We start from the raw sequence: 1,506 nt of genomic DNA, 5'->3' as shown, positions 1-1,506 counted from the left end.
GGTAGCGCGCAGAGATGTGGTGTAAGAGGCGGGGCATGCCCCGCCTCCGCCCTTTCTTGAAAGGGAGGGGACACCGCCTAGAATTCGTCGTTGGAGTAATGAAGGTGACGGATGGAAGGAAAGGCGATGCCCCAAGAAGAGAGTGTACTGCGCCTCGGCCGCGACGAGGCCCTCGAGGCGGCGAGGCTTTGGCAGGAGTGCGGCGACGCGCGCGAGTTCGCGTGCAGGGTGCTGGGCAGCGTGATGAACGCGCTGATGGACTCCGAGGCCCAGCAGATGTGCGGCGCGAGCCGCAACGAGCGCAGCGACGGCAGGGAGAACAGCCGCAACGGCTACCGCCCCAGGTCGCTCAAGACCGCCGTGGGCGACGTGGAGCTCGAGATACCCAAGCTCAGGCACGGCACCTACTACCCCGAGGGCATGCTCGCGCGATGGTCGCGCGTCGACACCTCGGTGGCCGCCATCGTGCAGGAGATGTACGTATGCGGCGTGTCCACCCGCAAGGTCGAGCGCGTGGCGTCCAAGCTGGGCATATCCTCGCTGTCGAGCTCGGAGGTCTCGAGCCTCTGCTCCGACCTCGACGCCGAGGTGGCGGAGTTCCGCCGCCGCGACCTGTCGGGCACGCCGTGCTGCTACCTGTGGCTCGACGCCACCTACATGAGCTGCAGGGTCGGCTCGTCGGTCGTCTCGCAGGGCGTCGTGACCGCGATCGGGCTGGGCGCCGACGGGCGCAAGCACTTCCTGGGCTGCGACGTGGTCGACACCGAGAGCGAGGACTCCTGGGCGGCATTCCTCGGCGGGCTGCGCGAGCGCGGGCTGGCCGGCGTTCGCCTCGTGGTCTCCGACAGCCACGCCGGGCTCGTGGCCGCCGTCTCGCGCCTGTTCCAGGGCTGCGCCTGGCAGCGCTGCGTGACGCACCTGCAGCGCAACCTCCAGAGTGCCTGCTCGGGCAGGCCCGAGGACTCCAAGGCGGCCGTCAGGGACCTCGTGCACGCCGCGGTCTACCAGGACGACCCCGACCTCGCGCGCTGCGTGTGGGCCGAGGCGGCGCCCTGGGTGGCGTCGGTGTCCGCCAGGGCCGGCGAGGTCTTCGAGCAGGCCGAGGACTCCGCGCTGGCGTTCACGGCCTTCCCCAGGGCGCACTGGGCCAAGCTCCGCACCAACAACGTCCAGGAGCGCGCCAACCGCGAGATCAAGCGCCGCTACAGGGTCGTGCAGTCCTTCCCCTCGAGGGAGTCGATGCTGCGCCTGACGTGCGCGAGCCTCATGGAGACCGAGGGACAGTGGTCCCAGCAGCGCGTGTTCTCCGAGGCCTCGGCCGCCGAGGGCTTCGCCGAGCCCGCGGACAGGCCGGCCCCGACAGAGGGGAGGCGCCGCGCGCTCGGGCGGCGCGCCAGGGAGATAGTGGACGAGATAGTCGAGAGGCGCGGTCTCAAGAAGGAGTAACATCGGGACTTGCAGCGACGGACCTCGGGACGCTCTTACACCACGTCTGCGCGCGCCACC

General features: G+C 70.1%; 1 protein-coding gene. It reads left to right on the top strand.

All coding sequences use genetic code 11. From position 1 onward, the window contains the following. Positions 1–126 precede the first annotated feature (126 nt). Entirely contained in the window at positions 127–1,446 is a 1,320-nt protein-coding gene (locus DW754_RS10800) for an IS256 family transposase (RefSeq protein WP_233502389.1), read from the top strand. Positions 1,447–1,506: the final 60 nt, after the last annotated feature.

Source organism: Collinsella sp. AM29-10AC, from assembly GCF_003469085.1.
Classification (GTDB): Bacteria; Actinomycetota; Coriobacteriia; order Coriobacteriales; family Coriobacteriaceae; genus Collinsella.
The sequence above is the reverse complement of the archived record's forward strand: the minus strand, read 5'-3'. Positions and strand labels throughout refer to the sequence as shown.

Excerpts from the sequence above, each read along its gene's own strand:
- DW754_RS10800 (WP_233502389.1), top strand. The coding sequence starts at position 127 with ATGCCCCAAGAAGAGAGTGTACTGCGCCTCGGCCGCGACGAGGCCCTC.